Raw genomic sequence first — 25362 nt, forward strand, 5'->3', positions numbered from 1 at the left:
CAACTTTTTTTTATTGGCTGCCTTTGATTTCTCTCAATGCAAGAAAAATCAAAGATATCATGTTAAAAAAAATCTAGTATAAAGTGCTTCGATAGCCTGTGAAGAACGATTATGTGACAGATTTATCTGCCGAAGCCTTTTTGCTGTTTAAAAACCTGCGGTGCTATCAGGTCTTTCTTTTTTAAAAGAAACCCATATAAAACTGTTCTTTCAGGATTTTTAAAATGAGTTCAAGCAGCTCGTTTTTCTGTCCTTTACGATAACTGGCATACAGATTAATCATCGGCAAGGGTTCAATGGTATTTTTGACGATAATTTTATCCCCCAATAACGGGATCACATAAGCCGGAACCAGGCTCCAGCCCACGCCCATCCCGACCAGATTGACATTGAGCAAGATATTGGTGGAGTGCTGGACCACATTCACATTCAGTTTGGATTGCTTGAAAAAGTCAGTGATGATTTTATGGAGTTGTGGTGAAGCATCTTCATCACTAATTACAAAATCCTGATGATTAAAGCTCTTGATACTCACATGGCGCTGCTCAGCAAGCGGTGAATCCTTAGGCATAATCAAGGCCAGCGGCTCACTAAAAATTTGCACATGTTCCAGCTCATCAGACTCATCGACATAGCGGGTAAAGGCAATATCAATCTCGCCTTTTTTTAAGGCCTTTAACTGGCTGGCATCGGTCAGGCTATGAAAATGAATTTTAATATTCGGGAAATGTGCGCGTATATTCGGCATGATATAAGGGAAGATTTTCATTTCCGCGACCGGCACGAAACCGATATTTAACTGATCCTGCTGTGCATTTGCGATCTGTCTGGCGCTCTGTATAGCACGCTCTGCATGTTCAATACTCAATAAGGCTTCTGTCAAAAATGCCTGCCCAGCTTCAGTCAGCCCGACCTTACGGTTATTGCGCTCTAGCAACTGTACGCCGACCTCACGTTCCAGATCCTTGATTTGCTGGCTAAGTGAAGGCTGTACCGTATTTAATTTTTCTGCGGCACGGGTGAAGTTCAGCTCCTGTGCCACGGTCACGAAATAGCGTAAATGTCTTAATTCCATCTTATCACTCCAAGCCTGCCGGGCGCTTATGTCGCTTTTTGGCAACATACTGACGATATACCCATATTGTCATCATGACGAGTACAGCACTTAATATATAGGTGGTTTCAAAGCCCCAAGAGGCAATCAATATTCCGATGACTACTGAACCAATCGCCAAACCCAGATCAAACAGGGTAAAGAAAGTTGAAATCGCATGTCCCATACGCTGCGTATCAACCGACTGAATCGCTAGCGTCTGCAGACATGGGAACAGCGAACCGTAACCAATGCCGATAAATACTGCCGACAACCACAATATCCATTGATTGGAAATCAGACTGACGATCACCAGACCAATAGCAAAAAACACAAAAGAAGGATAAATAACAGCACTTGGTCCCTTACGATCATAAATCTTCCCGACCCAAGGTCTAACCAGCAGCATAGAGGCAGCAAAGACAATAAAGAATACACTGGTATAATCCAATAGCTGCTTGGTTTCACTAAATGCGGTAATAAAGCTCATGATACCTGAGTAGGCAAAAGCCGTCAGCAAGGCGACAAAACTCACCGCCAGAACTTTGACTTCCAGAATATCCTTCAAGCTCAGGCTATTCTTTTCTTTACTTATGGCATCACGTTTAGGTAACTCTGTAATTTTCAGCATCCAGCAGAAAATAAGCCCGAGAGAAATAATAACGGCGAGAACTCCAAATAACACCTTGAAACTGGTGATCTGAATAACAGTCAATGCCAGTAAGGGCCCAAACACCACCCCCAGATTGGTCGACATGACGAAATAGCCCATGCCCTCACCTTTGCGCTGTTCAGGAATAAACTCATTGGCGACGGGTACTGCTACCGTAGTCAGAATACTGAACCAGATGCCATGTAAAAATCGCACCACTAACAGCGACCACATGCTGTCCACCAGCAAATAGCTAAAGGCAAATAAGGCAAAAACTATGCCTGCACTACGCATGGTGATTTTTTTGCCGAACTTTTCAATAATCATGCCGGAAAATGGCCGAATGGCAATCGATGAAGCCAGGAATAGCGTAAGTGCCAGACCAGCTTCTTTTACTGAGCCACCCAGATCTTTCATGATGTAAATCGGTAAAACCGTCAGCAAGGCAAAGTAATAAACGAACAGAAAAAAATTATTAAATAAACACAGGATAAATGAGCGATTCCATAAACGCTCAGCATTAACTGACATACTCACCAACTTTTAGGAAATAAGATCAAACTCAGGCTTGAACAGCAGCAGGATTCAGCACCAACTCGACCAAATTCTGGATATAGTGTTCATCTGGAATGCGGTTGAAAAAAATGATCTGGTAATGAATCGGGCCATATAAGGTATCCAGCATCAAATCAAAAGGATAATCCGCACGGATTTCTCCGCATTCAATCGCTTGCTGAATCAGTTGATGAATCTGTTGCCGCCGAGGTAAAAGATATTGTTGAAAGAATCCACCTGCCAGTTCCCGGTGATTGGCAATAACCACCAGTAAAGCCCGCCCTACCGGATGATTCAGTGCCTCGGATAAAAAAACGAGCTGTTGAATGAGATTGCTTTTCAAGCTTTTGGAGGTATCCAGTTCAAATACTGAAGCGGTCTGTTGCTTGAAAGTATCCAATACCAGTTCCGATTTATGCTTCCACCAGCGATAAATCGTGGACTTGCCTACGCCGGCGCGTGCAGCCACATCTTCAATGGTCAGCTGATGATATTCACATTCTGCCAGCGCATCTGCGACCGCCTGTAAAATGCATTGTTGTCGTCGGGAACTTCTCTCGTCATTACTCATATTTTTCTGCTTAAGCCTTAAAACGAAACGATACGTATCGTTTTATATTAAAATAAAATGTTATAAAGCTCCAGCCATAAACTAAAATTGATGCAAAAAAAGAGCTTCAAAGGAATAAGGAATAAGGAATAAGGAATAAGGAATAATAGAGAACAAATTGACTGATTTTTATTATTTTAATTGCTGATAGAAATAGGATATATGGAAATGTCATTTCCGTGTTTGAGACAGGATTTAATCAGAAAATAGATGTTTTCACGATAGATTAAAAAACTGAATATTAGCAAACCAGTTTTTTAGCGAAGAGTATTGCTCCGCAAGACAGGTTTCTTGCGAAGCTCCATTTTTTATTTTGCCGAAACAAAAGTAGCATCTAGACTGCATCAATTGAATTTGAAAAGAAAAACAACGTTATTCACTATAAATGATTAAGAGGTTATTTCTATATTTAACTTTGTGCGGTCTTTTTATAAATGCTGCATGAGGGATGATGGTTCTCTTGTAAACGCGCTATTTTGCGCTGTTCGGCTGCCTCAAAACGGCAACGCTTCCAGTCATTGTTCAAGTTTAAAGCTGGAATCTGTTTGGGTTTACCATGCTCATCTACTGCCACCATCGTGAAATAACAGCTATTGGTATGACGCACGGTTCTCTTTTGAATATTCTGTGCTTCTACACGAATACCAATTTCCATTGAGGTACGACCAACATGGTTAACACTGGCCAAAAATGTTACCAGTTCACCGACATGAATTGGCTCTTTAAAATTCACTTTGTCTACAGATAAGGTCACAACATAACTACCCGAATAGCGACTTGCACACGCATACGCCACCTGATCCAATAATTTCAGAATGGTTCCACCATGAACATTACCTGAAAAATTTGCCATATCTGGCGTCATGAGAACTGACATCGTTAACTCTGACTGGTCATCTGCTAATGCTGCAATTTGATCTAAAGGGGCCATCGTTTTCTTTGAACTCTTTGAATGATAAGGTTATCATTTATTATTATAGCGTTTTTAACGTGAATAAAATGTTCAATTCGGCAAATCGGGCATCATAATTATTGATATAGAAAATGTATTCATACAGAAAAAAATATATTTAATTGCTTAAAATGTGAATTAAAAACAAAGTATAAATTATTCAATACCTGTTTAACTGGGGGCTGACAGGCCTAAAATTGAATAATCCATACTCCCCCTCTATCAAACCAAATACTTAAAAAATAGAGGGAAATTATTAGAAATTTAAAGCTTTAGTGGTCTGAGCATTTCCTGAACTACATTTTGATAACTCAAAATTTGTTGGCCATCCAAGATGGTTTCAACAGTGAAAGAACCGTCCTGATGGGCAGCTGTTACTGTAAAAATATAATGTTCGAATTGTGCCAGTTTGACCTGATGTCCAATTTCTATATGTGTCATGCTGTCTACATCTGCTGAGTGTTCTGTTTTAACTACATTCTGGCATGAACGGGGGAATTTTTGAATCTTTGATCAACTTAAGTATACGAATAATAATGTTAAAATTAGAAATCAGGATTAATAAAGCTTATATCTTAAAGTAATAAATTTATAATTCAATAGCTTATATTTCAAATTAGTTTTGTATTTGATAAAAAGTTAAAGCTACTTATAGACATCAGCACTTATCTCATCTTTCATAACAATTACTAAGCTGTTAAAGCTGATAATGTTTAATCCTCGTACTGAATATCACTACCTTCTCCTTTGAGAAAATGGCAATATTCAGAAAATTCTTGTAAGAGATTTTTATTGGGAGTAATGATCCTTAACCACAAACTGCGGAATACGGTGCCCTCGGGCATAGTCGTGTTTTTGATAGGCCTGTGAAATTTCCATCAGCTTTAATTGAGCTGCCTCAATACCAGCCTGCATGGTCAACTCTCTGCCACGCACATCAAAAATATGGCCTTTTTCACGCAGATCTGGCTGAATCACCACATCTGCATGCTTTAATTCTTCATGCGCCAGATGTTGCTGCATAATATTAATGTTCTGATTAAACAGCCCCCAGACATTGCTGGTTTCGGTATGAATAGGCTGTGCCAGAATATCCACCGCAATCACAATATCAGCTCCCAGGTCACGCGCCACATCTACGGGTACCGGGCTGACCAGCCCCCCATCTACATATTCTTTACCTTGAATAACGGTTGGAATAAACATACTTGGAATCGAGACTGAAGCCCGTACTGCCTGTCCGGTATTGCCATAGTTAAAGACCACTTTTTTACCTTCTTTAAGTGCCGTGGCTACGACAAACATCGGGATTTTCATGGCTTCAAGCGGTGTCTGATCGACCTGTAAATTGACATAGTCTTCAACTTTTTTGCCATCAAAAAAGCCTTTTTTAGCCAGTTTGATATCACGGACATCATTGGGTCGCATCGTTAAGGCAATATTGCGCAGTTCAATCGCCGGCTTGCCACTCGCATAAAGGGAGCCCACGATACTGCCCGCACTGGTTCCGACAATAAAATCGGGTTGAATACCTGCTTGTTCCAGTACTTCCAGCACACCAATATGTGCATAACCACGCGCACCGCCACTGCCCAGTACCAAAGCAATCACTGGACGTTGTTGGGTCTGCTTGATCTTTTGAAAATCAATTTGATTTGGACGTGCCTGTGCTTCTCCACGTTGTGCAGCAGGTTGCAGATGACTGGTCGCCACTTGGGCTGTCATTGGGGTCGTTTGGCAACCACTTAGGCCAAGTACACCCAGTATTACCATACTCAACGCATATTTCTGCATGCAGAGAATGTCCTCATTAATCTAAAGCAGCATAGTGTATAAACACATGCATAAATAGTCTGTAGAATTTCGTAAAACTGTCATACAGTTTGAATAATTTATAACTATTTAAACCTGTATCCTCATGCAGTCACCTACCCTTTATCAGATTTTTCTGACTTTCCTACAACTGGGATGCATTTCATTTGGCGGACCTGCTGCACATCTGGTATTTTTTCACCGAAAATTTGTGACCCAGCTGCAATGGCTGAATGACACCCAATATAGTCAACTGGTCGCTTTGGCACAACTTTTACCCGGGCCGAGCAGCAGTCAGGTGGGGCTGTCGATCGGTTATCTGCAACGGGGCTATATTGGTGCCGTGATCGCATGGCTGGGTTTTACCCTGCCCTCAATGATTCTAATGGCCTTGGTAGCGCTCTTGGGTCAAAGCTATTTTCATATTTTAAACTCAAACAGCTTTCATACCATCCAGTTAATTGTATTTTCTGTAATCGCCTGGGCTTTTTGGCAAATGCTGAGAAGCTTCTGTAAAATGGCCTGGCAATACGCGGTCCTAATCCTTTCTGTCATATTGTTGATGGGGGTTTCAGCGAGTTTCAACCAGATTCTGGTGATTATATTGGGCGCGATCTCTGGAATCTTGGCGGGACATTTCTCTCAATCAGATTCGAAACCCAAAGAAATTAACAAAACGGCAATCAGCTCGCCTTATATTCGATCTGCCACTGCACCCTATTGGCTGCTGGCACATTTATCTTGCCGTTTGTTCTGCTACCCTTAGCTGGAAAATTATAGGATGAATCAGACCTGCTATTTTTTTCCAATTTCTATCAAACCGGTTCATTGGTATTTGGTGGTGGTCATGTGATTCTGCCTTTGCTATATCAGGACTTTGTCACAACCGGTTTAGTCAATGCACAATCTTTTGATCTTGGCTATGCATTTGCCCAGCTGATGCCGGGGCCTTTATTCAGTTTTGCCAGTTATATTGGCGCTTTGCTGCCTTGGACGCCCTATGTCTGGCTGAATGCAGTGCTAGCGACCTGTACAATATTTTTACCTTCATTTTTTCTGATTTTTGCCACCTTACCCTACTGGTCATGGCTGATACAGCAGCGCCATATTTATCAGGCGGTGATGGGCATCAATGCTGCAGTGGTGGGGCTGTTACTGTATTTATTGCTGGATCTTTCACAACGTTATTTTAGTTATGGCTCCGATCTGGTCTTTGTCGCGGTGATGATTGCCCTGCTACGTTCAAAACTACCAGTCTGGTTCAGCCTGATTTTCGGCTTCGTGCTTTATCAAAGTTACTTAAGTTTCTTCTAAATAAAACTTTGGCATAAAAAAGCCCCGAATGTTCGGGGCTTTTTGCTTCAAGTCTTACCAGATATCTGATTTAACCTTGTCTTTAAATTTAGGATGGTTATCCAGTTTAAATTCAGGTTCCTTCACACCACGCTTCAGCTGACCGGTATAGTCTTTGAGAAGCATCAACAGGAATGGCATCAGCAACAGGATTGAGATCAGGTTGATACTTGCCATCACGCCCATAAACAGATCTGCCATATTCCAGATCAATGGCACACTCGCGATCGAACCGAAATACACCATCACCAATACAAATAAGCGGAAAATCAACATGACCCAACTATTGTTATTGATGAACTGAACGTTGCCTTCGGCATAAGCATAGTTACCAATAATCGAAGAATAGGCAAACAGGAACAGAATTAGTGCCAGGAAATCATCACCCCAGGCACCAATCTGGCTTTCAAGTGCCATCTGGGTCAAAGTCACCCCTTCAAAGCCTGCATTTTCATATACACCTGAAACCAGAATAATAATGGCGGTACATGTGCAGACCACAAAGGTATCAACAAATACACCCAGCATTTGGATCAGACCCTGATTCACTGGATGCTTGGCATCAGATGCCGCAGCAGCATTCGGTGCTGAACCCATACCGGCTTCGTTAGAGAACAGACCACGCTTAATGCCCATCATCATCGCCATAGATACCATAGCACCAAAGAAACCGCCAGCAGCAGCTTCAAACTCAAAGGCTTTAGTGAAAATAAGCTGGAAAATCGATGGCAAGATATCGTAATTGATTACTGCAATATACAGGGCCACTGCCAGATAGAGTACCGCCATGAGCGGTACAAAGCGTTCAGCGACTTTAGCAATCCGTTTGATTCCACCAAAAATGATCAGGGCTGTCATTACGACCAGAACCAATCCAATCCAGGAAATTTCAAAATCAAATCCGCCCAATGGTAAAATGACATTGGCCTGATTCCAGCCCCAGGCATGAGAGGTTGCCCCAATAATCGCATTGGCCTGAACGGCATTGAATACAAAGCCATAAGTGGTGATCAATGCAATCGCAAAGACAATCCCCAGCCATTTCTGCTTCAAACCTTGGGTAATATAATAGGCAGGCCCACCACGGAATTGCTGGGTCTTACTATCCCTGACTTTAAACAGCTGTGCCAGTGAGGATTCAACTAAAGCTGAACTCATGCCCAGAAAGGCAGTAAACCACATCCAGAACACGGCACCCGGCCCGCCAATCGCAATTGCAATTGCAACACCCGCGACATTACCTACCCCGACCCGGCTAGCAAGGCCAGTAACAAAGGCCTGGAATGGCGTAATACCATGCGCATCTCTGACCTTGCCACGGCTGCCCTTCATCACTTTCATACTGTGCCAGAACAAGCGAATTTGAACTGCACCTGTCGCTACAGTATAGAAAATACCGACTGCGACCAGAAACACAACCAAAAAGTCCCATAAAGGGCCATTCAGGGCATTAATCCAGCCCAGCAAGGTTTCATTTAACTGATCATTCATGTCACGTCCTTATGAGCCTATGACTCATCGTATCAAGCATAAAAATCATGCAAAAAACTTCAAAATCATCTGAATAACAGTGGCATTGATCAAGTCAACAAAGAATGCGCCACATAATGGTACGATCAGGAAAGCCTTATGCGAAGCACCATACATATTGGTAATCGCCTGCATATTGGCAACCGCTGTTGGCGTTGCACCCATACCAAAACCACAATGACCCGCTGCAAGTACCGCAGCATCATAGTTTTTGCCCATGATACGGAAAGTGACGAAAGCTGCATACAAAGCCATGGTGATGGTTTGCGCACCCAGAATCACCATGAGTGGTCCTGCAAGGTCAGCCAATTGCCATAACTTTAACGACAATAATGCCATCGCCAAATACAGTGACAATGACGCATTACCAAACACATCAATCGCGCGATCAAAAATCTGAACCTTGAAAATGCCTTCCAGTACATTACGCAGGAGTACACCGCCGCCCAATGCCCAGACAAATGTTGGCAGTTCAAAAGCAGTACCTTTACTGAAACCTGTCATAAACTCTGCAAAAGCCAAACAGCCTGCAAACAGGCCCAATGTGGTAATAGCATTATCGGCAGTGATCAGACGCAGACGATGTGGATATTCAAATTGTACGTATTCCTCTGAAGTGCTATCCATTGGGGTGTTGTCACGCTTTTCGATCTGCTGATCGGTACGTGCAGTAGCCAGGTTATAACGGTTGATCAGCAACTTGGCCAAAGGTCCACCAATGATCCCGCCGATGATCAGACCGAAAGTCGCACTGGCCATCCCCAGTGCAAGCGCCCCCTGAATGCCATGTTCAACCTCAAAAATCTCGCCCCATGCACCTGCAGTACCATGACCACCGGTTAAGGTAATTGAACCTGCAATCAGGCCAATCAATGGGTCAATACCGAGCAAGGTGGCCAGACTCATGCCGACTGCATTTTGCAAAATAATGAAAGCCGAAACAGCAAACAGGAAAATAACCAGACCGATCCCGCCTTCACGCAACTTGGAAAAGTTGGCACTCAGACCAATCGAAGCAAAGAAAATCAGCATAAAGCTGGTTTGTAATTCTGCACTGGTGGTGATGCTATATCCCCACAATGAATGCACCAGCAATGAGATGATCGCCGCAACCAAACCGCCCGCGACCGGCTCAGGAATATTGTAGCGCTTTAAAAAATCGATTTTATTAACCAGGAATCGGCCGAGTAACAAAACAATAACTGCGGCAATCAAGGTATAAAATGCGTTAAAAGTAAAATCCATAATTTTTTGCCCAAGATGATTCTGAATTTTTTATTATTCTAAAAGTCGTAGAGTCGACTATATGTCTAGCTCTCTCATTAGATATGCACCCGTTACCTCCGGATTTAATCTATGACCTTTAGAAAACAAAACGTTTATCATCTCTTTCAAACTTATGAATATCATCGTCACGATCATATTCAACAAATGAGAGATTTATAAAAGCAACACCATTTCTATTCCGATACTCAGTCTTTTGGAAAATTGCAGGCAATCTTCAAACAGACATACATGCTAATAAAAAAACTGTGTTTTAAGCTCAAAAAACATTCACTGCTTGATGAGTGCTTTCAACCTAAAGGCTTCGTTCAAGCCATCTGGAATAGCGTTATTTCAAACAGATCTTGATCATGCAAAGCATGAATTAAGATGAAAAGTCGTACATTATGCTGTTTCTTTGTATAACGTTATATTGTTTTTTATTAGCAATAGTTAATAAAACTATAAAAAATAATTATAAGTTCTCATTTTTTATATGAAGATTAAACTATCTTTTAATTCAAAAAAAATATTAGTCTCTTACTCAAAACAGAATAACATCGGAATCCTGAAATTAAATTAACTCGATTTTCAGGCAAAATAAATGTGTTCTCTGTGTGAAATTGTTATTGTTAAATTGTTCAAACACTTGGGATTTAAGCTATTTTTTTCACTTAAAGACAATTTTCATAACGATCTTTATTCTAATCATTTAGAGGACTAAACTCGTATTTTGGAAGGCCAAATAAGTGCTCTTTGGCCATTTTTTGGATAAATCATTTTTATCAGCCGGTAAACAATGAATTTTTCCTATCCCCCCTTCTGTTTGTTTAGTTTATAGTCATTGCCAACTCAATAAGGATATTTGACTGGACTTTACAATGGATCAAAATTTTGTTCATGCGGTAGATCACACCATTACCTCTCGTCATTCAGTACGTGCTTTTTTAAATACACCCGTGAATACCGACACCTTAAAAGAGATTTTGGCCGTTGCCAGCCGTGCCCCTTCAGGCACCAATACCCAACCCTGGAAAGTGTATGTGGTAACTGGCAAAAAGCGCGATGAAATCGTGCAACGTGTCTGTCAGGCACAAATGCAAATCTATGCAAATCCGGAATTGTCACAGCAGTATCAGGAAACTTTTGCCTATTATCCTGAACAATGGATCTCGCCATTTATTGAACGTCGTCGTGAAAATGGCTGGGGTTTATATGGCTTGCTTAACATTCAAAAAGGCGAAAAGGAAAAAATGGCACGTCAGCAGTTACGCAATTTTGAACTATTTGATGCGCCTGTCGGCCTGTTCTTTACTGTCCATCGTTCTTTGGCGATTGGTTCCAAAATGGATGTTTCAATGATGATCCAGAATGTCATGCTGGCCGCAAAAGCCCGCGGTCTGGACACTTGCCCGCAGGCTGCCTGGAATCATTTTCACCCGATCGTACTTGATCTGGTGGGTGCTCCAGCCGATGAAGAGCTGGTCTGCGGTATGGCACTGGGCTATGCCGATCCAGAGCAGATTGTTAACAGCTTTATTACCCCGCGCGTTCCCGTAGAGGAATTTGCCGTGTTTATCGAAGAGTGAGGCAGGCAGGGCTAAGTTAATTGACTTAGCCCTCTGTCCGGATCAGTATTTTTATTGCCTGAGAGAACAGCCAGCATCTATGCATTTTTTAGGCTGGGCATTTTTATTTTAAAAATTGTCCAAGCAGAAATACAGACAAAAACCAGCATGATCAATGCCATATTCAGTAAAGCCTGCCAGAGCATAAAATTCAGTAATACGCCGCCCAGTAATCCACAGACAAATTGCATACTTCCCATAATGGCACTGGCGGTTCCTGCCCGTTCGCCCTGTTCAGCCATTGCCAGAGCCATGGCATTCGGACCAGTAAAACCGATGGCTGCCACTATGACAAACATGCCTGGCAGTACCCAGAGCACAGAGTTTACGTCCAGCCAGCCCAGCAGGATTAAAGCTGACACACCGGCAAACTGCAGATAGCTGCCGATCTTCAGGCGCTGCAATATCGAGAAACGTCCGGCCAGCCGCTTATTCAATGTCGAAAAAAGCATGATACCGACCGCATTTGCACCAAAAGCATAGGCAAACTGCTGCTCGGTGAAATGATAATGATCCATCAAAATGGCCGAAGAAGCACTGATATAACAGAACATCACCGCACCGGAAAAACAGCCGGCATAAAGCGGGCGCCGAAAGCTGGGATCCTGAAAAATGCTACGGTATAGGCTTAATACCTGTTGAAAATTCAGCTTGAGACGGCGTTCTGGTTCCAAGGTTTCTTTAAAAAGAAAGTGCACACAAGCCAGACTCAGCAAACCACAGCCCATCAATACCAGAAATATCGTGTTCCATTCATAAAACTTGAGTATCCAGGCCCCCAGACTCGGGGCAATAATTGGTGCAATAGCGGTCACAATCATCATGCTGGCAAAGGCCTGAGCTGCTGAGTGCATATCCAGACGGTCACGAATTGCAGCACGTGCCATGACCACGCCAACACAGCCACCGAGAGCTTGTAAAACCCGGGCAGCAATCAGACTCCATTCATCCTGTGCAAAGACACACAGCAAACTTGCCCCAATGTATAAACACAGCCCAAAATACAGCGGTGGTTTACGTCCAATCCGGTCACTGATCGGTCCATAGATCAACTGTCCGACAGCCAGACCGAAGAAATAAGCTGGCAGGCTATTGGAAACCATTTGAGTACTGACGCCAAAATCTGCTGCCATGGCCGGCAAGGCAGAAAGATACATATCAATGGATAAAGGCCCGAGTGCACTCAGTGCTGCCAGCAACACAATCCAGGACATGGCATAAGGTTGTTGTACTATTTTATTCGATGTCATAAGCATGAAGATTTAAAGCGCTAATATGCAGACAAATTAACACAGTGCATAGTATGATTTAGCCTGAAATGAAGATTTATAAATCTACTATTTTCATTAGTATATTCAGATTCAGCTGTAAAACTGCAGCATAAAGGACGACCTTTGAAATCTTGGCTCACTCGTCTCAAGCAAACTACCTATAACACGACCTTAATGTATAACCTGCGCATGATGACGGCATTTGCAGGTACTGCCTTTGTTCCCTATTTTATGGGACAACAATTATTGACCATTCCACTGACTTTAGGGGTGGTTGCAGCCGGTTTAAGCGATATTGATGACCGCTTTTCTGTGCGGATTTTAAATCTGCTCTACACCTATATTGGCTTCTTTATTACGGCGGTTGGGGTATATCTGCTGTATCCACATCCAGTCCTGTTTGCCTTGGCATTGATTGTGTCCTGTATTGCACTGATTCTGCTGGGTTCTCTTGGCAGGCGCTATGCCACGATTTCCTATGGTTGTCTGGTCATTTCCGTTTACTCGATGCTCGGGGTGGAGCTGTTTGATGAATGGTATAAGCAGGCTGGCCTGCTGGTGATCGGCGCAATGTGGTATGGCTTGCTGTCAACGCTGAGTTTCCTGGTCTTCCCTACCCGACTGGCGCAAGACAAGCTTGCCATCTCCTATTCTGCGCTCGGTGACTTCTTATATGCCAAATCCAATCTTTTTGATGTGGATATGACTCCTAAAAGCTATCAGCAGAGCATGATTGAACTGTCGATGGAAAATGGTAAGCTGATTACCATTTTTAACGAAATGAAAACCGCCCTTCTGACCCGTCTGAAAGGTGACCGTGGGCAAAAAGATACCCGTCGCAGTTTGCAGTATTATTTTGTTGCGCAGGATATTCATGAACGTGCCGATTCGGCACATATTGACTATCAAAAACTGGCCAAGATTTTCCAGCATAGCGATATCCTGTTCCGCTTCCAGCGTATCATGTCAATCCAGGGCAAGGCCTGTAAGGATCTGAGTGAAAGTTTGCTGCAGCGCAAACCTTATGTGCATAACCAGCGTTTTAAGCATGCATTCGATAACCTGAGACTGTCGCTAGATAAATTACGTCAGGATCAGCATTATGACCAGGCTTGGATCAACGCCCTATTTTCGCTGTTTCAGAACCTTAAATCGATTGATGCCCAGCTACGCAACCTAGAAACCGAACAGAGTATCAAGTCTGAACGTTTCAAACATATCGAAAACCAGCTCAAAGATGATGACCTGAAAGGCTGGGATGACATCAAGGTTCGAATTAAACAGCATCTGACCCCAGAATCAGTGCTGTTCCGGCATGCCATCCGCCTGTCGATTGTGCTGCTGATCAGCTATATCTTCGTACAGGTCAGTAATATTGAATATGGTTACTGGATTTTATTGACCGCCCTTTTTGTCAGCCAGCCAAACTTTAACGCCACCAAACGCCGTTTACGTCTGCGCATTATCGGTACTTTGGTCGGGATTATTCTCGGTTATGCCATTCTGTATTTTGTGCCCTCCATCGAAGGACAGTTATTACTTCTGGTACTGAGCGGGATTCTGTTCTTTGAATTGCGCAGTAAACAGTATGCACAAGCCACTGCCTTTATCACAATTTTAGCGCTGATCAACTTCAATCTGGATGGTATGGGCTTTGCTGCGGCCATTCCACGGATGATTGACACCTTAATTGGCTGTGCGATTGCCTGGTTCGGTGTCAGCTTTATTTTTCCGGACTGGAAGTTCCGACGTTTACCCCGCAGTATCAAACGCAGCTTGCAGGCAGAAGTCAATTATTTGAATGAAGTCATCGAGCAGTATAAATCGGGACGTAATAATGGTCTGCAATATCGGATTGTCCGCCGTGCTGCCCACAATACCGATGCCGAGGTGGCTTCACTGATTTCAACACTGGCCACAGAGCCCGATATTGATCCGGTACAAAAATCACTGGCCTTTGAGTTCCTGTGTCTGAACCATACTTTTATCAGTTATATTGCTGCACTGGGAGCGCATCGGGAAAAAATTGAAGATCAGGACATCCTGAATCTACTGGACCACGCACTGGATAATATTCGTGATGCATTGCTGCAAGATGAAATGCCCGATTCGAGTACACAGAATATGATTGTGAATATTCGGCAGTGTCTGTCTCATGAACGGGAGCAAGATCAGAAATCCCTGATCATTTTGCAGCAACTGTCTTTAATGTTTAGCATTTTAAATCAGTTAAGCCAGCTCAAACAAAGTTTAAGTCATGAGTGGGATGAACAGGCAACAGAATTGGGTTCATTATAATTTGGCTGATTTTGGAACAATATACTCACTGAATTGGTACAATTAATGCTAAACTTTTTACAGTTTAAAATCTGCTAGTTTCCCTATGACCGCGAAAAATTTATACGCTTATACCCTCCAGCCTGTGAACTATGAAATTTCAGAAGCCGAGCAACGTCATGCTCAGCTGGTGATCTGGCGTAGTACCAATAAAATTGGCATGAAAGCATGGCTGATTATGGGTGCTGTTGTTGCACTTTCTATTCTGGGCATTCTGCTTCTGAAGAACTACTCTACCGTGTTCTGCTGGGTAGCGATTGTCTGTGTGGTGTTGTATTACCTGATCCGTACCTTTGGTCTGGAATGGTATGTTAAACGCAAGATGAATGAATTTCCGGTACAGGAAATCAAGGGCGTTCGCTTGGGCGTACAGCCGCATGGCATCGTGATGCGCCAGAAAATGGGTATGCAAGAAGGTGTTGGCGCGATTAGCTGGAAAGACATCTATGAATGGTACAACACACCAGAATTTATGTTGGTCAATTTCAAGGTTAAAGGCCAGCAAGGTGCATACATCCTGCCTAAACGTCTGGACAGCAAAAACTTTTCTTTTGCCACGATTCGCAAGCATCTTGAAGCAGAAGTCGGTCCGGCAAAACAAATCTAACCGCTTCATTCTTTCATAAAAAACCTCCTGCCTCGGCATGGAGGTTTTTTTAATCAAACAACATTGAATGATAATGAGAATAAATATTATCTTCAACATCTATAATTTAGGCTTAAATTTCAGTTATAATTTTGGCATTATTTTTATCGCTTACCCTTAATCTGACCACCATGATTAAAAAGACATTTTTCCAAATCCACTGGTTTCTGGGGATTACAGCAGGTTTAATCCTCTCGATAATGGGGGTCACTGGCGCAATCTATTCCTATGAACAACAAATATTAAAATGGATGAACAGCGACAGTTATACGGTTCAGGTTCAACAACGTGACAAACTTACGCCCGCCCAGCTATATCAGCACTTTAACCATACTGCACCTGACATGAAGATCAACAGTATTACCGTGGCACAAGACCCAAGTGCTTCAAGTACTGTAAATGTTGCTAAAGAAGGTGCACGGCGTGGCCAGAACATCATGGTCAATCCATATACCGCAGAAGTCTTGCCAGAGATTAAGGGCCGGGAATTTTTCCAGTTTGTTCAGCAGTTGCACCGTAATTTAACAGTGGGCCTGGTGGGTAAACAGATTACCGGCGCCTGTACCCTGATGCTGATCTTTTTCGTACTGTCAGGTCTTTATCTGCGCTGGCCGAAACGTCATTCGATCAAGCAATGGTTGTTTATAAAACCTCAACTGAAAGGCCGTAATTTTATCTGGGATCTGCACGCGGTTGTGGGGACCTGGGTAGTGATTTTCTACCTGATTCTGGCCTGTACCGGCCTGTACTGGTCTTATGACTGGTGGCGCAACGGCATGTTTAAGGTGCTAGGTGTGGAACGCCCGCAACCGGAAATGCAGACCAATGCCGGCAATAACCGTGGTGAAGGCCGTCAAGGTGGCGACCGTGGCCCACGTGCTGAAGGTGAGGCACGAGGTGAAGGCCGTCAGGGTGGCGAACGCGGTGCTCGTGGTGAAGGACGTGAAGAAACTGGCATGAATCCAGAAAATATCTCTCGCGCACTGGATCTGAGCTGGGCTGGTTTTAATACTCAATTTGCTCACAAATACTCGACTGTGACATTTAACCTGCCGAAAAAACCGGATGGCGAAATGCAGCTGAGCTTTGTCGACCCTGTAGTACAGCATGAACGCGCCCGAAACAATGCTACTTATAATTACCGGACGGCTGAATTCACCAATGTTGAAATGTACGAAGATAAAAAGCTCAATGAAAAAATCATGAGCAGCATGTTACCGGTGCATCGAGGTAGTTTCTTTGGTCCGATCTACCAGTTCTTTGTCATGGTCGCAGCCTTGTTGATGCCCTTGTTCTTTGTGACCGGCTGGATGCTCTATCTGAAACGTCGCAAGCAGAAAAAATTAACCTTGGCTGCACGTCAAGCTACAATAATTCAGCCTTTAGATCCAAATGCCAAACCGTGGCTCATTGCTTATGCCACCCAAACAGGAGTTTCCGAGCAACTGGCCTGGCGTACAGCGACTGCCCTGCAGGAGGCGCGGCAACCTGTAACCGTCAAGCCAGTGCAGCAGCTCACACTAGACGAGTTACAGCAAACCGAACAGGTATTATTTGTTGCCAGTACCTATGGCACGGGTGAAGCACCGGATCGGGCCTCTTCTTTCGAGAAAAAAATCCTGTCTGCAAAAGCTGATCTTAGTCATTTAAGCTATGCGGTATTGGCCTTGGGCTCTCGGGAATATCCGGACACCTACTGCAGCTTTGGTCTTCGAATTGACCAGTGGCTACACCAGAATGGTGCGCACCAGCTTTTCAAGACCATTGAAGTAGATAATGCCAATAATGAGCATATTCAGCAGTGGAATACTGCACTTGCACGGGTGACTCGACTTGAACTGCAAGCAATGAATATTGATAAGACTTTTGATCAGTGGATCTTGAGCAAACGTGAACTGCTGAATCCGGGTAGTCTGGGTGCCCCTGCCTTCAATATCGAACTGGTTCCCGAGCATGAAGCAGTCTGGCAGGCAGGTGATATTGCCGAGATCCAGCCAGGAAATAGCCCGGAACGTATTCGTGTATTTATGCAAAAATACCAGATTGCTGCCGGTACACAGGTCCCATCTCTGCAACAAAGCATTGAACAGGTGCTTTGGGATCGTGATCTGACTCAGGCTGAACCTTTTGATTCTCTGGATCAGCTTCTCATTCAATTACCGACCTTGCCAACGCGCGAATACTCGATTGCCAGCATTCCAAGCCAGCAGGTTTTGCGGCTGGTAGTGCGTCAGAAAACCGATGCCGAGGGCAATCTGGGATTGGGCTCCGGCTGGTTGACTCAACATGCAGCGCTGAATGCACCCGTTGCACTACGTATTCGCAGCAATGACTCTTTCCACCTGATTAATGACAACCGTCCGATTATCTGTATTGGTAATGGTACCGGTATTGCGGGACTATTAAGTCTGCTCAGTGCACGTAACCGTCAGGACTATACCCAGAACTGGCTGATCTTCGGTGAACGTCAGCGTGAACATGATTTCTTCTTTAAAGAAACCATTCAGGCCTGGCTGCAAATGGGAACTCTGAAACGTCTCGATCTGGCCTTCTCTCGTGACCAGGAGCAAAAAGTTTATGTACACCATAAACTGCGTGAACAGGCTGAAGAACTGAAAGCCTGGATTGCTCAAGGTGCAGTAATCTATGTCTGTGGTAGCATCAATGGTATGGCCAGCGATGTAGATCAGGCGCTGACTGATATTCTCGGTGAAAGCGTGCTAGATCAATTACGTCTGGATGGCCGTTATCGCCGTGATGTATATTAATATAAGCTGATATATAATAAAAACCGGGCTATTGAGCCCGGTTTTTATTTGAAGATACAGAAGTAATAATAAAAATATTGATAAGAAAAAGGAAACGTAGATGCTCAAGCAACTGAAACGAAGTCTCAGCCTGATTTCTGGCTTGGTTCTCTGCATATATAGTATCTGGTTAATGAACCAGGGGCAGAGGCATTTTGCCATCCCCCTGTTTCTCATGATTGGTGGAGCACTTATCCTGTACACCCTGCTTTTTTCATCTATTCAGCGCTGGAAACAGAATTCCCGGTTCAGGACATGGTTCTGGAACTGTCTCTGGGGCGGTTTTTTTTGTTGGATCATCAGTGTCGCGGCCTTCTTCGCCTATATCCAGATGTCGATCAACTCCAATATTCCAACACAACCCGCTACAGCAATTCTGGTATTAGGCAGTGGCATTGACCAGGGTCAGCCTTCCCCCATTCTGAAAAATCGTCTGGACACTGCAGCAAAGTATGCAGAACGCTATCCCAATATTTTGATGATCATGACCGGTGGACGAAATCTCTGGGAAAGACAGAGCGAAGCTGAAGTCATGCAAAATTATATTCATAGGACCTATCCGCGGCTCAAAAATCCGATCAGTTTAGAAGATCAAAGCAGAAGTACCCAACAGAACCTGCAATATTCTCAAGTGATCTTGAAACAACAGAATATAGGACAACATGAACCCATTGCGATTGTCACCAGCGATTTTCATAGCCCTCGCGCGCGGGCCATTGCCAGACATCAGGGTTATCAACACGTCATCAGTCTGAGTGCCAGCACTCCCCAGAATATCCGCTACAATTCCTGGCTCCGTGAATATTTTGCTTTGATTAGTGGCTGGCTGCTAAATGAATATTCATTATTTCAATAAAAAAAATATTGAAAAACAGGAAAGTTAATTTAAACGAATCTGTCTGGGCAAAGGCATGTCCGGATTTTTAAACAGTTCCGGCTTTTGCATATAGATCTGATACAGATAGTTCTTAATATCAAGTAATAGTTTTTCTGGTGCCACCAGAATATTCTGCCCTTCTGGCGTCAGGTCAAGCGAGACAATGGTACTTTCCTGGCGTAAAAAAGGAATGACTTTTTCTACAAAATCCTTGAGGCTAATTTCCTGAATATCGTAATTCACCCAATTATCTTTAATGAGCAGTCGCGCCAGACTTTTACTGTGCCAGCTGGCAAATGCACGTTGTCCGGTAGGCGTGGCACACAAAGCCCAGCCATCCTGATAAAGCGCAAAAATGCCAGCATTGGCAACAATGGCTTCAATATATTGCTTATAAAGTTGTTGAGGGTCGTATACCGTATGTTGAAATTTGGACGCTGCCTTGCGCTGATAGGGATTTCTCATGGTCGTGAAATCTTAATATTATTATAATAGAATCAGATTCTAAGGAAAAAACAGAATTGAGGCAAGAAGATATGGTGGGCGCTGACGGGATCGAACCGCCGACATTCTGCTTGTAAGGCAGACGCTCTACCAACTGAGCTAAGCGCCCTGAGAAAAACAACAGCGTTGTTTTTAATGACGCAAGACTAACAAGAAATGTTGTCTTGGTATCTGGAAAACTTAGATCTCAGGAATCCAAGCTTCTCATCTTAAGATGGCGCAGCGGACGGGGCTCGAACCCGCGACCCCCGGCGTGACAGGCCGGTATTCTAACCAACTGAACTACCGCTGCATCGTAAGAATCTGGTGGGCGCTGACGGGATCGAACCGCCGACATTCTGCTTGTAAGGCAGACGCTCTACCAACTGAGCTAAGCGCCCTGATAAAGATTGTCAATCTTTAGTTTATTAAATTCAGGCTCAGGGACCTCAATTTAATTTCTCTTGAAATGGCGCAGCGGACGGGGCTCGAACCCGCGACCCCCGGCGTGACAGGCCGGTATTCTAACCAACTGAACTACCGCTGCATCGTAAGAATCTGGTGGGCGCTGACGGGATCGAACCGCCGACATTCTGCTTGTAAGGCAGACGCTCTACCAACTGAGCTAAGCGCCCTCAAAAGGTCTATCGTATAAATGGCGCAGCGGACGGGACTCGAACCCGCGACCCCCGGCGTGACAGGCCGGTATTCTAACCAACTGAACTACCGCTGCACTTACACAATGTCGCTAATGTGGCAAACGAAAATCAAGATCTTAAAGTGGCGCAGCGGACGGGGCTCGAACCCGCGACCCCCGGCGTGACAGGCCGGTATTCTAACCAACTGAACTACCGCTGCAACTATAAGGTCTCAACGTGAAAGAGCTTGGTGGGCGCTGACGGGATCGAACCGCCGACATTCTGCTTGTAAGGCAGACGCTCTACCAACTGAGCTAAGCGCCCTTTCTAAACGTCTATCATCGTTTGATGGGTGCATTATAGAGAATCTGCACAGCCTGTCAAACGCTTTTCGGAATGTTTTCCACTTTTTAGGTGTGAGTGATTAAAAAATAGGTTGTTTGTTAAAAAAAACAACACTTTTTGTTTATTTTTTAAGTCTCTACCGAAATTTTTTAATTTTCAAAATGAAAGTTGAAGCAAAATTTTGTGTCTTACCCTGCGAAGTTTCAGTCTTAGCGATGCCATGTGCTGCGATTCTGATTAAGGATTATACAAAGCTTTAAAATACTCGACGTTGTGTTCATGTAATCTTTCAGCTGTCATTTATTTTTATTCAGAACATGACAGAAAACCTAATCTGCAACTCATGATTTAATCCGTTTCATGCGAGGAAAATACCAGCTGGGTCAGATTGATGAATTTCTTCTGCTGTCTCAAACAAGCAGATTCAACCCATAAAAATAAAATCATTTTCACATGATCTTAAAATCTACATTTTATTCGCTCTTCGAAAAATCCAGCAAATTTAGATCCAATGGCTGCTCTGAAATATAAACCAGTGCATCCTCACTGATCAGGTCAAATAGTTCAGCGATCTCTGGATTACGCATGCGGATACAGCCATGCGACAGTGGCTCCCCCATCTTTTCAGTTTCTGGAGTGCCATGAATATAGATATATCGTTGATAGGTATCACAGCCCGGGCCTTGATTAAAACCAGCTTCAAGGCCACTCAGCCATAAAATGCGTGTCAGAATCCAGTCCCGCTGCGGGAATTCTGCCGCCAATTCGGCATTATAAATTTCACCTGTCGCCTGACGTGCCACAAATACACTATTTAAGGGAGCATCCTGACCAAATTTTTCGGCGACCTTGTGCCAGCCACGAGGAGTCTGGCCACTGTTTTCAGTTTCGCCAATTCCATTTTTACCCGTAGAGATCAGATATTGCCTGTCTAGACGTGGCAGATACAGTTTTTGTTGAGCAAGGTCAATCAGGATGTCGGCTTGATCCAGCTGTAAGTTATTCATGACTTGTTATTCTCTGACTCTACTTTCTTTAATTCTGCTTTGTTTGACTTTTCTGGATTTAACTGGCTCTCTGCAGACTGCGCTGCCGGCATATCTGTCTTTTCTAGGTCGACTGCATTTTGCTGAATGATGACCGGATTGGGTTCAGGGCGTCGCCATAACCAGATCGCGACAATGAGCATGGTAATATCAGTAAATGCTTTGACTGCCAACGGCGCCGTGGTAAACAGCATGATAATTCCACTGATCAGCATCATAATACTGGCTAACCATTTGGCCTTACGCGGCACAGTACCATGGGCACGCCAATCTCTTAAGGTCGGGCCATATTTAGGATGATTCAATAACCAGGCATCCATTTGTGGCCAGCCTTTGGATGAGGCCCAGGCGGCCAGAATCAAAAAGACCGTTGTTGGCATACCCGGCAGGATTGCACCGATAAAGCCCAGGATCACAAACAGCACCACCAGACTTCGCCAAAACAACACTTTCATACATCAACCCTAACCGCAGAATTCAGGTAGTATAAAGCGTTTTCCGATACTGTCCGTTGTATTTCTGCACTTTTCACAGGTTGTACTATGCCCTTTTCCAGTTTAAACCAAAATCTTGTAGAAGTATGGCAACGTTATCAACATCCTCTGGTGCGTCAGTTGGCATTCGCTGTCGGCAGTCCGAATATCTTGTCCGGTATTCCGGATAAACTTGAGCTTATGCATCACTTTGAACTGCATGACAGCCAGACCTGGCAGCACTATCTCAGCCGTTACCATCCACGTTTAGAATTTCTTGATCAGCATCCAGAAGAATTAATCGAATTTGTGCAGCAACTGAAAAGTACACGTTTAGGGCTGCGCTTTGAAATGCTGATCTGGTTCTGGTTACTGGATGATGCCTATCATCCGTATCAGCTGCTTGCTCATAGTCTGCAAAAGATTGAAGGCGCAAAAACCCTGGGGGAGCTGGATTTTCTGTTATTAAATACTGATACAGGACAGATTGAACATTGGGAAGTGGCATTAAAATATTATCTGGCCGAAGCAGATTTTAGCCTGCCACATTGGTATGGCCTGAACCGTACCGATACTCTGATCAGAAAAATGAAACATTTCACACAAAAACAATTCCAGTTTGATGAGGCTTTGCAGTATTCCATTCAAAGACGATATTGCGTCCTGAAAGGACAGTTATATCTGCCTACACATCGTGCTGGCCAGCCGATTCCTGCGTGGATCAATACCGAACGTCGTCTGGGTTTATGGGGACAGTATATTCCTGCAGCCCGGCACGGTTTCTACCGTCTGCAACGACATGAATGGATTTATCCGCAAGCCCAGCCAAGTAGTTTGACTGCGCGCTGGTGGACGAATGGACTTTATAAAAAAGCCGACAGCAACGATTTTTATATGTACCGACAACCGGTGCTGATTCTGAACTCATCGCATAAGCCCCTATAAAGCATTACATTTATTAACCGAAGCACTATGAAAACCACATATTTTTTAGAGCGTATATTTTTTACTCTAAGTCCCACATCATAATAATTTTATTATTGATTATACGGAGATGATGATGAAAAAAATTCTTGCTGCTTCATTAATGATGGCTTTTGTATTGACTGGCTGTAACACCGTAAAAGGCATGGGCAAAGATGTGTCTAAAGCGGGGAATGCAGTAACCAACACTGCTGAAAAAACTTCTGATGAAATTCGTCAAAACTAGTTTTTTCCTGATCGTTCACAGAACCCTATCTTAGATAGGGTTTTTTTTATCTCATTCATTCACATTCAAGCTCATATTCGCCTATCATAGGGCCGAGAAAATTATCGACTGTTGAAAACTGCATGAGCTCTTCCGCTACCCTCGATTTAAGTCTGCAACTATTACGCCAGCCTTCCGTTACCCCTATCGATCATGACTGCCAAAATATTATGGCTGAACGTCTAGAGAAGGTTGGTTTCAATATTGAATCCATGCGTTTTGAAGATGTAGATAACATCTGGGCACGCAAAGGTACAGAAGGCCCGGTATTCTGTTTTGCTGGCCATACCGATGTCGTTCCAACAGGGAATCTTGATGCCTGGAACTCAGATCCATTTTTACCTGAGATCCGTGATGGCAAGCTTTATGGTCGTGGCAGTGCCGACATGAAGACCGCTTTGGCAGCTATGGTGGTTGCAACAGAACGTTTTGTAGAAAAACATCCAGACCATAAAGGCTCGATTGCCTACCTGATCACTTCAGATGAAGAAGGTCCGTCGATTAATGGTACGGTGAAAGTGATTGAAACACTCGAAGCGCGTAATGAAAAAATCACCTGGTGTCTGGTTGGTGAGCCGTCTAGTACCAATACGTTGGGTGATATTGTCAAAAATGGCCGTCGTGGTTCGTTAAATGCCAATCTCACAGTCAAAGGCAAACAGGGTCATGTGGCCTATCCCCATCTGGCGGTAAATCCGATTCATACTGCCTCTAAAGCGATTGCCGAGTTATGTGACACAGTCTGGGATCATGGCAATGAATATTTCCCGGCAACCTCTTTCCAGATTTCCAATATCAATGCAGGTACAGGCGCAACCAATGTTGTTCCCGGTACCATGAACCTATTGTGCAACTGGCGCTATTCAACCGAAGTGACTGCCGAAGAACTCAAATCACGTACCTTGGAAATTCTGGATCGTCATGGTGTGGACTATGATGTTTCCTGGACTTTATCGGGCTTGCCTTTCCTGACTCCTGTCGGCGAACTGGTGAATGCAGCTAAAAATGCTATTCTGAATGTAACAGGCACTGAAACCGAACTATCCACTTCAGGTGGTACTTCTGATGGCCGCTTTATTGCGCCTACCGGTGCACAAGTACTGGAGCTTGGCGTGTTAAATGCTACGATCCACCAGATCAATGAGCATGTCAATATTGCCGACCTAGAGCCACTGGCTGAAATTTATGAGCAGATCCTGGTCAACTTACTTGCGAATTAAATAAATAGATAACGTAATAAAAAAGGAACTCTATAGAGTTCCTTTTTTAGTTGTTGCTTTTGGTTACAGTCCAATTGCAGCCTGAATATGGGTCATATTTGGAATATGGAACAGCCGCTCATCCATGCGCACATATTGAAAGATGGCAGGATCATTTACCTGCTGATCGACATCGACTACTTCGGAAATACGAATCCGGATGGTGTTCGGCATTTCATTGCACATCAGGGCAAAGCGCTGATTGATTTCATCGCCCTCAATCACCAATGCCACCCCATTTTGACGTAACGGATCATTCACTGCATAGACCGGCAACTGTGCCTCATGCCATTCCACGGTCTTGACCTGGGTATTGCTATCCAGGGCTGACAGGACAATGTTTTGTGGCAACAGCATCGGTTCTTTACCATGACAGTCAATAATATAGGCATCAATAAATCCGGTCGATACCGTAATCAGATGCTGAAGTTCCTGCTGGCTAATCTGATCAGCCAGTTTGCCGCTTGAATTGGTCTGACTCAT

General features: G+C 43.8%; 20 protein-coding genes, 8 tRNA genes and 2 pseudogenes. 9 read left to right on the plus strand and 21 right to left on the minus strand.

Annotated features, from left to right (window positions below):
- Positions 1-181: 181 nt before the first annotated feature.
- From hcaR to H9629_RS03495, 6 genes are all read right to left on the minus strand, one after another.
- On the minus strand, positions 182-1075 hold the full coding sequence (gene hcaR, locus H9629_RS03470) for a DNA-binding transcriptional regulator HcaR (RefSeq protein WP_064096390.1): 894 nt from the start codon (positions 1073-1075) through the stop codon (positions 182-184).
- Positions 1076-1079: 4 nt separating this feature from the next.
- A complete protein-coding gene (locus H9629_RS03475; RefSeq protein ID WP_064102457.1) occupies positions 1080-2276 on the minus strand; it encodes an MFS transporter in 1197 nt (398 codons plus the stop codon).
- Positions 2277-2307: 31 nt separating this feature from the next.
- On the minus strand, positions 2308-2871 hold the full coding sequence (locus H9629_RS03480) for a TetR/AcrR family transcriptional regulator (RefSeq protein ID WP_064102458.1): 564 nt from the start codon (positions 2869-2871) through the stop codon (positions 2308-2310).
- Between the two features lie 448 nt (positions 2872-3319).
- Entirely contained in the window at positions 3320-3841 is a 522-nt protein-coding gene (locus tag H9629_RS03485) for an acyl-CoA thioesterase (RefSeq protein WP_064096393.1), read from the minus strand.
- A gap of 285 nt (positions 3842-4126) precedes the next feature.
- On the minus strand, positions 4127-4303 hold the full coding sequence (locus H9629_RS03490; protein WP_171254955.1) for a hypothetical protein: 177 nt from the start codon (positions 4301-4303) through the stop codon (positions 4127-4129).
- Positions 4304-4651: 348 nt separating this feature from the next.
- Positions 4652-5656, minus strand: coding sequence for a patatin-like phospholipase family protein (locus H9629_RS03495; protein WP_064102459.1), 1005 nt, complete (start codon positions 5654-5656; stop codon positions 4652-4654).
- 124 nt (positions 5657-5780) lie between these two features.
- On the opposite strand from H9629_RS03495, the pseudogene chrA reads away from it, so the two are divergent.
- Positions 5781-6988, plus strand: a pseudogene (gene chrA / locus H9629_RS03500) (chromate efflux transporter).
- A gap of 54 nt (positions 6989-7042) precedes the next feature.
- Here the strand turns inward: chrA and H9629_RS03505 are convergent.
- Together H9629_RS03505 and gltS are read right to left on the minus strand one after the other, a co-directional pair.
- Positions 7043-8518 carry an alanine/glycine:cation symporter family protein gene (locus tag H9629_RS03505; protein WP_191730547.1) on the minus strand — a complete coding sequence of 492 codons (1476 nt, stop codon included), beginning with the start codon at positions 8516-8518 and terminating at the stop codon, positions 7043-7045.
- Positions 8519-8563: 45 nt separating this feature from the next.
- Positions 8564-9802, minus strand: a complete 1239-nt coding sequence (gltS, locus tag H9629_RS03510) for a sodium/glutamate symporter (protein WP_191730548.1) — start codon at positions 9800-9802, stop codon at positions 8564-8566.
- Positions 9803-10701: 899 nt separating this feature from the next.
- Between gltS and H9629_RS03515 the strand changes: the two genes are divergently transcribed.
- Entirely contained in the window at positions 10702-11409 is a 708-nt protein-coding gene (locus H9629_RS03515; protein WP_064096398.1) for a nitroreductase, read from the plus strand.
- A 77-nt stretch (positions 11410-11486) separates the two neighbouring features.
- Here H9629_RS03515 and H9629_RS03520 read toward each other — a convergent pair whose 3' ends face one another.
- Entirely contained in the window at positions 11487-12704 is a 1218-nt protein-coding gene (locus H9629_RS03520) for a multidrug effflux MFS transporter (RefSeq protein ID WP_191730549.1), read from the minus strand.
- A gap of 138 nt (positions 12705-12842) precedes the next feature.
- Here H9629_RS03520 and yccS point away from each other — a divergent pair, with 138 nt between their 5' ends.
- The 4 genes from yccS to H9629_RS03540 all read left to right on the plus strand — a co-directional run bounded on the left by yccS (position 12843) and on the right by H9629_RS03540 (position 19365).
- The gene (gene yccS / locus H9629_RS03525; protein WP_191730550.1) at positions 12843-15017 is read left to right on the plus strand and encodes a YccS family putative transporter; all 2175 of its coding nucleotides are present in this window, start codon (positions 12843-12845) and stop codon (positions 15015-15017) included.
- An 85-nt stretch (positions 15018-15102) separates the two neighbouring features.
- Positions 15103-15663, plus strand: a complete 561-nt coding sequence (locus H9629_RS03530; RefSeq protein WP_064096401.1) for a YcxB family protein — start codon at positions 15103-15105, stop codon at positions 15661-15663.
- A 170-nt stretch (positions 15664-15833) separates the two neighbouring features.
- Positions 15834-18470 (plus strand): PepSY domain-containing protein, encoded by a 2637-nt coding sequence (locus H9629_RS03535; RefSeq protein WP_191730551.1) that lies wholly within the window; start codon positions 15834-15836, stop codon positions 18468-18470.
- 100 nt (positions 18471-18570) lie between these two features.
- Positions 18571-19365 (plus strand): YdcF family protein, encoded by a 795-nt coding sequence (locus H9629_RS03540; protein WP_064096402.1) that lies wholly within the window; start codon positions 18571-18573, stop codon positions 19363-19365.
- Between the two features lie 24 nt (positions 19366-19389).
- Here the strand turns inward: H9629_RS03540 and H9629_RS03545 are convergent, their stop codons facing one another.
- From H9629_RS03545 to H9629_RS03595, 11 genes and pseudogenes are all read right to left on the minus strand, one after another.
- Positions 19390-19851 carry a DUF2750 domain-containing protein gene (locus H9629_RS03545; RefSeq protein ID WP_064096403.1) on the minus strand — a complete coding sequence of 154 codons (462 nt, stop codon included), beginning with the start codon at positions 19849-19851 and terminating at the stop codon, positions 19390-19392.
- Between the two features lie 72 nt (positions 19852-19923).
- Positions 19924-19999, minus strand: a tRNA-Val gene (locus tag H9629_RS03550).
- A gap of 106 nt (positions 20000-20105) precedes the next feature.
- A tRNA-Asp gene (locus tag H9629_RS03555) sits at positions 20106-20182 on the minus strand.
- A gap of 12 nt (positions 20183-20194) precedes the next feature.
- Positions 20195-20270, minus strand: a tRNA-Val gene (locus H9629_RS03560).
- A gap of 69 nt (positions 20271-20339) precedes the next feature.
- Positions 20340-20416 (minus strand) — tRNA-Asp (locus tag H9629_RS03565).
- Positions 20417-20428: 12 nt separating this feature from the next.
- Positions 20429-20504, minus strand: a tRNA-Val gene (locus H9629_RS03570).
- 21 nt (positions 20505-20525) lie between these two features.
- Positions 20526-20602 (minus strand) — tRNA-Asp (locus H9629_RS03575).
- A 48-nt stretch (positions 20603-20650) separates the two neighbouring features.
- Positions 20651-20727, minus strand: a tRNA-Asp gene (locus H9629_RS03580).
- Between the two features lie 28 nt (positions 20728-20755).
- A tRNA-Val gene (locus H9629_RS03585) sits at positions 20756-20831 on the minus strand.
- A 494-nt stretch (positions 20832-21325) separates the two neighbouring features.
- On the minus strand, positions 21326-21859 hold the full coding sequence (gene elsL, locus H9629_RS03590) for a cell wall-recycling L,D-carboxypeptidase ElsL (protein ID WP_064096404.1): 534 nt from the start codon (positions 21857-21859) through the stop codon (positions 21326-21328).
- A 140-nt stretch (positions 21860-21999) separates the two neighbouring features.
- Positions 22000-22353 (minus strand): annotated as a pseudogene (locus H9629_RS03595) (YbaN family protein); the annotation flags it as partial.
- An 87-nt stretch (positions 22354-22440) separates the two neighbouring features.
- On the opposite strand from H9629_RS03595, the gene H9629_RS03600 reads away from it, so the two are divergent.
- The 3 genes from H9629_RS03600 (at position 22441) to dapE (ending at position 24840) form a co-directional block, all read left to right on the plus strand.
- Complete coding sequence (locus H9629_RS03600) at positions 22441-23316, plus strand: DUF1853 family protein (RefSeq protein WP_191730552.1); 876 nt, start codon at positions 22441-22443, stop codon at positions 23314-23316.
- A gap of 115 nt (positions 23317-23431) precedes the next feature.
- Positions 23432-23581, plus strand: a complete 150-nt coding sequence (locus H9629_RS03605; RefSeq protein WP_064096407.1) for an entericidin A/B family lipoprotein — start codon at positions 23432-23434, stop codon at positions 23579-23581.
- Positions 23582-23703: 122 nt separating this feature from the next.
- Positions 23704-24840, plus strand: coding sequence for a succinyl-diaminopimelate desuccinylase (gene dapE, locus H9629_RS03610; protein ID WP_064102467.1), 1137 nt, complete (start codon positions 23704-23706; stop codon positions 24838-24840).
- A 63-nt stretch (positions 24841-24903) separates the two neighbouring features.
- Here the strand turns inward: dapE and H9629_RS03615 are convergent, their stop codons facing one another.
- Positions 24904-25362, minus strand: a complete 459-nt coding sequence (locus H9629_RS03615; RefSeq protein WP_064096409.1) for a hypothetical protein — start codon at positions 25360-25362, stop codon at positions 24904-24906.

Source organism: Acinetobacter pecorum, assembly GCF_014837015.1.
In the GTDB taxonomy this organism is placed as follows: domain Bacteria; phylum Pseudomonadota; class Gammaproteobacteria; order Pseudomonadales; family Moraxellaceae; genus Acinetobacter; species Acinetobacter pecorum.